Source organism: Pseudomonas sp. FG13, assembly GCF_057809755.1.
In genome coordinates this window covers 1-7,690 of sequence record NZ_JBMDKO010000092.1, presented here as the reverse complement: position 1 = coordinate 7,690, position 7,690 = coordinate 1, and the positions used below count along the sequence as shown (strand labels likewise).

Sequence of the window (7,690 nt, the reverse complement as noted above, 5' to 3'; positions counted from 1 at the left end):
GGCTCGCTCCCACAGGGAAGTTAGGGTGAATACAGAATAATTGCACACCTGCGCCCCATGTGGGAGCGAGCCTGCTCGCGATAGCGGTCTGACTAGCCGGCACAATTACCGAAACGCCGGCACCACGTGCTTGATGAACAGTTCCAGGGATTTCTTCTTCTCCGCATGGGGCAGGCTGTTATCGCACCAGAAGCTGAACTCGTCGACGCCCAGTGCCTGGTAGTACTTGATGCGGGGAATGATTTCTTCCGGAGTACCGATCATGGCGGTCTTGTGCAGGCTATCCAGTTCGAATTCCGGGCGGCCGGCGAATTTCTCTTCCGGGCTTGGCGCCAGGAAGCCATTGACCGGGGTTTCCTTGTTACCGAACCAGGCGTCGAAAGTGCGGTAGAACTTCGCGATGGCCTTGGCTCCGACTTTCCAGCCGTCGGGGTTGTCCTCCGAGTGCACATGGGTGTGACGCAGCACCATCAATTGCGGGCGCGGTACATCGGGGTTGTTGTCCAGGGCTGCCTGGAATTTGTTCTTCAGGTCGAGGACTTCTTCGTCACCCTTCATCAACGGCGTCACCATGACGTTACAGCCGTTGGCGACGGCGAAGTTGTGCGAGTCCGGGTCGCGGGCAGCGATCCACATGGGCGGGTTCGGCTTCTGGATCGGCTTGGGCACGCTGGTGGAGGTCGGGAATTTCCAGATGTCGCCGTCATGGGCGTAGTCGCCTTGCCACAGTGCCCGTATCGCCGGAACCATTTCCCGCAGTGCCTGGCCGCCGGAGGCCGCTGGCATGCCGCCGGCCATGCGGTCGAATTCCACTTGGTAAGCGCCACGGGCCAGGCCGACTTCCATGCGGCCGTTGCTGATCACGTCCAGCAATGCACATTCACCGGCTGCCCGCAGCGGGTGCCAGAACGGCGCGATGATGGTGCCGGCGCCCAGGTGAATGGTGGTGGTCTTGGCCGCCAGGTAGGCCAGCAGCGGCATCGGGCTTGGCGAAATGGTGTATTCCATGGCGTGGTGTTCGCCGATCCAGACAGTGCTGAAGCCACCGGCCTCGGCCATCAGGGTCAGTTCGGTGAGGTCTTCGAACAACTGGCGATGGCTGACGCTTTCGTCCCAGCGCTCCATGTGTACGAACAGGGAAAATTTCATGGCGCTATCTCTTGATGATTGACGATCGGTTCAGGCGAGGACGGGCAGGGCGCCCATCTTTCCGTGGCAATAAACCAGTGGGCCTCGGGTGTGTTGCGGCACGATCAGGTTCTTCACAGCGCCGACCATGATGGCGTGGTCGCCGCCTTCGTATTCGCGCCACAGTTCGCATTCGATGATGGCGGTGGCGTTGCTCAGCAAGGGGTTGCCCAGTTCACTCAGGGTCCATTCGATGCCCTGAGCCTTGTCCTTGCCTTTGCGGGCGAAGGCATAGGCTTCGTTCTGTTGCCCGCCGGAGAGCAAATGGATGGCGAAGCGCTTGTTGCGGATCAGCACCGGGTAGGAATCGGAGCTGTAGTTGGGACAGAACAGCACCAGGGCCGGGTCCATCGACAACGAGCTGAAGGCGCTGGCGGTGAGGCCGACGATCTGCCCGTCGTCATCAAGGGTGGTGATGACCGTCACGCCGGACGGGAACGAACCCATGACTTGTTTGTAAACGTTGGCATCAATCATTTAACAGTCCTCGTACGCAGGCGGTAATGACTTCGTGTTCATCAATGAGCACCGGCGGCTTTGTTCAGGTCGCTCTCGGCCCATTGGGTGTAGACACACGCATCGGCAGCGGCCCAGCGCACCCGCACCGGGTCGCCAGCCTTGAGTGGCATGCCGGCGGCGGAAAGGGCCTTGACGGTCATGGCGGTGCCGCCGGACGTCACCACGCTGCAAGTCTGGCTTTCGCCGAGAAACAGCACCTCGACGACCTTGGCCGAGACTTCATTCCAGCCGGCTGCCAATGGCGCTTGGGCGGCCTGCTCGGTGCTCAGGGCCAAGGCCTTTTCCGGGCGTACCATCAGCAACACGTCCTGATCGGTTTGCAGGCCGGCGGTCAGGCGGATCGACAGCGACTGGCCTTCGAAGGTCGCCACCGCATTGCCCTGGGCCTTGAGCTTGAGGAAGTTGGAGTTGCCCAGGAATGACGCGACAAAGGCATTCGGCGGGTTCTGGTAGAGGTCGTAACCGGTACCCAGGCCGACGATCTTGCCGTGGCTGAAAATGGCGATGCGCTGGGACAGGCGCATGGCTTCTTCCTGGTCGTGGGTCACGTAGACGATGGTGATGCCCAGACGCCGGTGCAACTGGCGCAGTTCATCCTGCAGGTCTTCACGGAGCTTTTTGTCCAGGGCACCAAGGGGTTCGTCCATCAGCAGGATGCGTGGTTCATAGACCAGCGCCCGGGCGATGGCGACCCGTTGCTGCTGGCCGCCGGAGAGTTGCGAAGGGCGGCGATGGGCAAACTGCTCCAATTGCACCAGCTTGAGCATCGCGTCGACCCGCCGGTCGCGCTCGGCCGGCGCCAGTTTGCGGATCGCCAGCGGGAAGGCGATGTTGTCGCGCACGGACAAATGCGGGAACAGCGAGTAGCGCTGGAACACCATGCCAATGTCGCGCTTGTGCGGCGGGACGTTGACCAGGGATTTGCCGTCCACCAGGATCTCGCCGCTGCTGGGGGTTTCAAAGCCGGCCAGCATCGACAGGGTGGTGCTCTTGCCCGAGCCGCTGGAGCCGAGGAAGGTCAGGAACTCACCGTCCTGGATCTCCAGGGCGATATCGTCGACGGCGGCAAAGTCGCCGTAGTGCTTGTTCAGGTTGCGCAGGCTGACCAGGGTCTTGTTGTTCTGTTGTGCGGGGTCTTTGACGGCACTCATTGTGTTCTCCTAGGCGCTCAGGCGCTGATTTCATTGCGCCGGCGCAGGGCGGCGGCGATCACCATCACCAACACCGAGAGGCCGATCAGCAGCGTCGAAGCGACGGCGATCACAGGCGTCAGGTCCTGGCGCAGGGTGGTCCACATCTTTACGGGCAGGGTTTGCAGGGTCGGGCTGGCCATCATCACGCTCAGCACCACTTCGTCCCACGACACTAGGAACGCGAACAAGGCGCCGGCGATCATGCCCGGGCGGATGGCCGGGAAGGTGACCTTGAACACCGCTTGCAGTCGCGAGGCGCCGCAGATCACGGCGGCGTCTTCGATGGACTGGTCGAACAGCTTCAACGAGTTGATGATCGAGATGATGGTGAACGGCAACGCGACAATCACATGGCTGACCACGAACGCGAACATCGTGCCGGTGTAGCCCAGCTTGAGGAACAGCGCATACACCGCCACGGCGATGATCACCAGCGGCACGATCATCGGCAGGGTGAACAGGCCATAGAGCATTTCCCGTCCCGGAAACCGACCACGCACCAGGGCAAACGCGGTAGGCAGGCCCAGGGCTACGGCGCAGATCGTGGTCAGCACCGCGACCTTGAGGCTGGCCAGCGCGGCGCTCATCCAGTCGGGGTTGGAGAAGAACTGGCCGTACCATTTGAATGTCCAGCCCGGTGGCGGGAAGACCAGCCACTGGGATGAGCCAAACGACAGCAGCACGATGAATACGATCGGCAACAGCAGGAACAACCCGATCAACCCGGTCGTGAAGTACAGACCGAAGCGCATGCGCCGGCTCATGGCATTGGGAGTCAGGAGCATGACGATTTACCTCGCGTTACTGGCGCCAACCGGGGATTCCGGCTGGAGCTTCAGGTAGAAGTAGAACAGCACCAGCGTGATGACGATCAACAACGCGGCACCGGCGCTCGCCAGGCCCCAGTTGAGGAACGATTGCACCTGCTGGATGATGAATTCCGGCAGCATCATGTTCTGCGCACCGCCGAGCAGCGCCGGGGTGACGTAATAACCCAGGGACATCACGAACACCATCAGGCCGCCGGAAAACAGCCCCGGCCGGCACAGTGGCAGGAACACCCGGAAGAAGTTGGTCCAGGGACTGGCACCGCAGATGGAGCCGGCCTGCAGGATCATCGGGTCGATGGCCTGCATGGTGGCCTGCAACGGCAGGACAATGAACGGGATCATGATGTAGCTCATGCCGATCACCACGCCGGTGAGGTTGTGCACCATCTCCAGCGGCTGGTCGATGATCCCCAGGGCCATCAGCGCCTTGTTGATCACCCCGGAGGCTTGCAACAGCACGAGCCAGGAATAGGTGCGGGCCAGCAGGCTGGTCCACATCGACAGCAGCACGATGTTCAGGATCCAGCGACCCCAGCCACGGGGCACCAGAGTGATGGCCCAGGCCAGGGGAAAACCCAGCAGCAGGCTGAACAACGTCACCAGGCCGGCCACCGAAAAGGTGTTGAGCAGCACTCGGGTATAGGCCGAGTTGGCGAACAGTTGCTCGTAATTGCCCAGCCCGGGCACCGGCTCCAGCACGCCACGCAACAGCAGGCCGATCAGCGGCGCCAGGAAGAACAGGCCAAGGAACAGCAGGGCGGGAACCAGGTTACCGGCCCCGCGCCAGCGTTGGGCCAGCGACGGACCCGTCGCTGCCTTGGCGGTTGCCACGCCGGCAGCGCCAGGGGCGCTCCCGGTGTGCTGGGTTGTCGTTGCCGACATTTTCATTTGACCAGCCATTCGTTCCACCGTGTCGCGATGTCCTGACCGTTCTTGGCCCAGTACGCGAAATCGAGCGTGATCTGATCCTTGGCGTAGGCGGTCGGCAGGTTGGGAGCGAGCACCGAATCCAGGCGCGCGACGCTATCGACGTTGACCGGCGCATAAGCGGTCAGGTTGGAGAAGTCGGCCTGGCCCTTGGCACTGCTGGAGTTGGCCAGGAACTTCATGGCGGCGGCCTTGTTCTTCGAGCCCTTCGGCACGACCAGGATGTCGGCCATGACCAGGTTCTGCTTCCAGCTCACGCCCACCGGCGCGCCGTCCTGTTGCAGTGCATAAATCCGGCCGTTCCAGAACTGACCGAGGCTGGCTTCACCGGATGCGAGCAGTTGCTGGGACTGGGCACCGCCGCCCCACCAGACGATGTCTTTCTTGATGGTGTCGAGTTTCTTGAAGGCGCGATCCAGGTCCAGGGGATAGAGCTTGTCTTGGGGAACGCCGTCAGCCAGCAGGGCCAGTTCCAATACGCCGGGGCTCGGCCATTTGTACAGGGCGCGTTTGCCAGGGTAGGTCTTGGTGTCGAACAGCGCGGACCAGTCCTGCGGTTTGCCGGCACCGAGCTTGCCCTCGTTGTAGCCGAGGACGAAGGAGAAGTAGAAAGAACCTACGCCGTGGTCGGAAACGAAGCGTGGATCGATCTTGTCGCGTTGGATGACCGAGAAGTCCAGGGGTTCGAGCAGGCCTTCGGCGGCGGCGCGCAAGGCAAAGTCAGCCTCGACGTCAACCACGTCCCACTGCACGTTGCCGCTCTCGACCATGGCCTTGAGTTTGCCGTAGTCGGTCGGGCCATCCTGGACCACGGTGATGCCGGTGCTCTTGCTGAACGGGTCGGCCCAGGCCTGTTTCTGTGCATCCTGGGTAGTGCCACCCCAGCTGACGAAGTTGACGCTTTCGGCGGCCATCGTCGACTGGCTGGTGATACCTAGCAAGCCAGCAAAAAGCATGGCAACTGCGCTTTTCTTCAACACCATTTTCACGCCCTCATTGTTGTGTTTATTGAGCGGGCTTGTGTGTGCCCGCTTATCGGGAGCTGTAGGTCCATCTGGCTTTGCAGGACCGGGCCAAGGGCCGGATGGCTGTGCTTTCCCTTCCGGGCGCACTTGGCTGAAACGTTCGGTCTATGGAATATCATATTATGGTATTCCAAACTTTCTGCAAGCATTTTGCCGTACCGGCTATCTGTCCAAGGCAGATTTTTCTTTTGATTTTTTCCGAGGCAGCCACCGACCCTGTGGGAGCGAGCCTGCTCGCGATAGCTGCCTGACATTCGGCTTTGCAGTAACTGAACAACCGCTATCGCGAGCAGGCTCGCTCCCACAGGGTTTTGGTGTTACTTCGGATTTATCCGGTAAACGGAATGCTCTCCACCACCTCCAGGTCGTACCCCGTCAAACCGGCATACTTGAGCGGCGGTCCCAGGTGGCGCAGTTTGCCGACGCCCAGGTCCTGGAGGATCTGCGCCCCGGTCCCGACCTCCGAATAGATGCGCGATTGGGAGCGGCTGAACTGGCGTGGTGGCTGGGTGAGTTGCGGCACGCGCTCGAGCAGTGCCTGGGAGGATTCGTGGTTGGCCAGCACGACCACTACACCGCAACCTTCTTCGGCGACCCGTTGCAGGGCCGCCCAGAGCGTCCAGTTGGACGGGCCGTTGTATTCGGCGCCCACCAGGTCCCGTAGCGGGTCAATGACATGGACCCGCACCAGGGTCGGCGCTTCCCGGCGAATGTTGCCCATGACCATCGCCATGTGTACGCCGCCCTCGATGCGGTCCTCAAAGGTGAACAGCCGGAAGGTGCCGTGCACGGTGGGCAGTTCCCGTTCACCGATGCGGACCACGGTGTGTTCGGTGCTCAGGCGATAGTGGATCAGGTCGGCGATGGTGCCGATCTTGATCCCGTGTTTGCGGGCGAACACTTCCAGGTCCGGGCGACGGGCCATGGTGCCATCATCGTTCATCACTTCGACGATCACCGACGCCGGTGTGAATCCGGCCAGGCGCGCCAGGTCGCAACCGGCTTCGGTATGCCCGGCACGGGTCAGGACGCCACCTTCCCGGGCGCGCAACGGAAAGATATGCCCCGGCTGCACGATATCGCTGGGACCGGCATCGGCGGCGACGGCCGCGGCCACGGTGCGCGCCCGGTCGGCGGCAGAAATGCCGGTGGTCACGCCGGTGGCGGCCTCGATGGACACGGTGAACGCTGTGCTGAACACGCTGCCATTGCTCGGCACCATCTGTTCCAGTCCCAGGCGCTGGCAATGTTCGTCGGTCAAGGTCAGGCAGATCAACCCGCGGGCTTCCCGGGCCATGAAACTGATGGCTTGGGCGCTGCAGCAATCGGCGGCCAGCAGCAGGTCGCCTTCGTTTTCCCGGTCTTCGTCGTCCACCAGCAACACCATCTTGCCCTGGCGGTAGTCTTCGATGATTTCTTGAATACTGTTAAAGGCCATGTAGGGCTCTCTTGTTCGATGGGATGCATGATGGAAACCGCTTGTGGTATACCATAATACAAATTAACGCGAGAGGTCACTATGAAGGCGTACTGGATTGCTCATGTGGATGTCACCGACGCTGATCAATATAGCCAATACACCCAACGGGCTCCGGCGGCATTTGCCTTGTACGGCGGTCGGATGCTGGCCCGGGGCGGGCGTAGCGAGGCGATGGAAGGCAGGGCCACGCCGCAGCGTAGCGTGGTGATCGAGTTCGATTCCTACGAGCAGGCGCTGGCCTGTTATCACTCGCCGCAATACCAGGAGGCCAAGCACCACCGCAAGGATGTGGCCCGGGCCGAAGTGATCATCGTCGAGGGTGTACCGACCCCGTAAGCGCGGGTGTTGGGTCACTCACTTGTGGGAGCGAGCCTGCTCGCGATAGCGGTGCTCCAGTCGCTGCAATGTCGAATGATAGGCCGCCATCGCGAGCAGGCTCGCTCCCACAATGGATTTTTGGTGTGCGCAGGGTTTGTGTACGGCATCGAACCCTGTGGGAGCGAGCCTGCTCGCGATAGCGGTGGCACA

The 7,690-nt window shown here is 61.8% G+C and carries 8 protein-coding genes; 1 reads left to right on the top strand and 7 read right to left on the bottom strand.

Annotated elements, in window-relative coordinates; genetic code table 11:
- Nucleotides 1-105: 105 nt before the first annotated feature.
- The 7 genes from ACODTO_RS29320 to ribBA all read right to left on the bottom strand — a co-directional run bounded on the left by ACODTO_RS29320 (nt 106) and on the right by ribBA (nt 7,120).
- Nucleotides 106-1,149, bottom strand: coding sequence for an LLM class flavin-dependent oxidoreductase (locus ACODTO_RS29320; protein ID WP_464711770.1), 1,044 nt, complete (start codon nt 1,147-1,149; stop codon nt 106-108).
- A 30-nt stretch (nt 1,150-1,179) separates the two neighbouring features.
- A complete protein-coding gene (locus ACODTO_RS29315) occupies nt 1,180-1,665 on the bottom strand; it encodes a flavin reductase family protein (RefSeq protein WP_489107461.1) in 486 nt (161 codons plus the stop codon).
- Nucleotides 1,666-1,706: 41 nt separating this feature from the next.
- Nucleotides 1,707-2,858 carry an ABC transporter ATP-binding protein gene (locus tag ACODTO_RS29310; RefSeq protein WP_139645286.1) on the bottom strand — a complete coding sequence of 384 codons (1,152 nt, stop codon included), beginning with the start codon at nt 2,856-2,858 and terminating at the stop codon, nt 1,707-1,709.
- Between the two features lie 17 nt (nt 2,859-2,875).
- Nucleotides 2,876-3,685 carry an ABC transporter permease gene (locus tag ACODTO_RS29305; protein ID WP_041022978.1) on the bottom strand — a complete coding sequence of 270 codons (810 nt, stop codon included), beginning with the start codon at nt 3,683-3,685 and terminating at the stop codon, nt 2,876-2,878.
- Nucleotides 3,686-3,691: 6 nt separating this feature from the next.
- A complete protein-coding gene (locus ACODTO_RS29300; protein ID WP_489107460.1) occupies nt 3,692-4,630 on the bottom strand; it encodes an ABC transporter permease in 939 nt (312 codons plus the stop codon).
- Nucleotides 4,615-5,640, bottom strand: coding sequence for an ABC transporter substrate-binding protein (locus ACODTO_RS29295; protein WP_489107459.1), 1,026 nt, complete (start codon nt 5,638-5,640; stop codon nt 4,615-4,617). The genes ACODTO_RS29300 and ACODTO_RS29295 overlap by 16 nt, the downstream gene beginning before the upstream one ends.
- Nucleotides 5,641-6,010: 370 nt before the next feature.
- Nucleotides 6,011-7,120, bottom strand: a complete 1,110-nt coding sequence (ribBA, locus tag ACODTO_RS29290) for a bifunctional 3,4-dihydroxy-2-butanone-4-phosphate synthase/GTP cyclohydrolase II (RefSeq protein ID WP_139645292.1) — start codon at nt 7,118-7,120, stop codon at nt 6,011-6,013.
- 81 nt (nt 7,121-7,201) lie between these two features.
- On the opposite strand from ribBA, the gene ACODTO_RS29285 reads away from it, so the two are divergent.
- Entirely contained in the window at nt 7,202-7,498 is a 297-nt protein-coding gene (locus ACODTO_RS29285; protein WP_139645294.1) for a DUF1330 domain-containing protein, read from the top strand.
- Nucleotides 7,499-7,690: the final 192 nt, after the last annotated feature.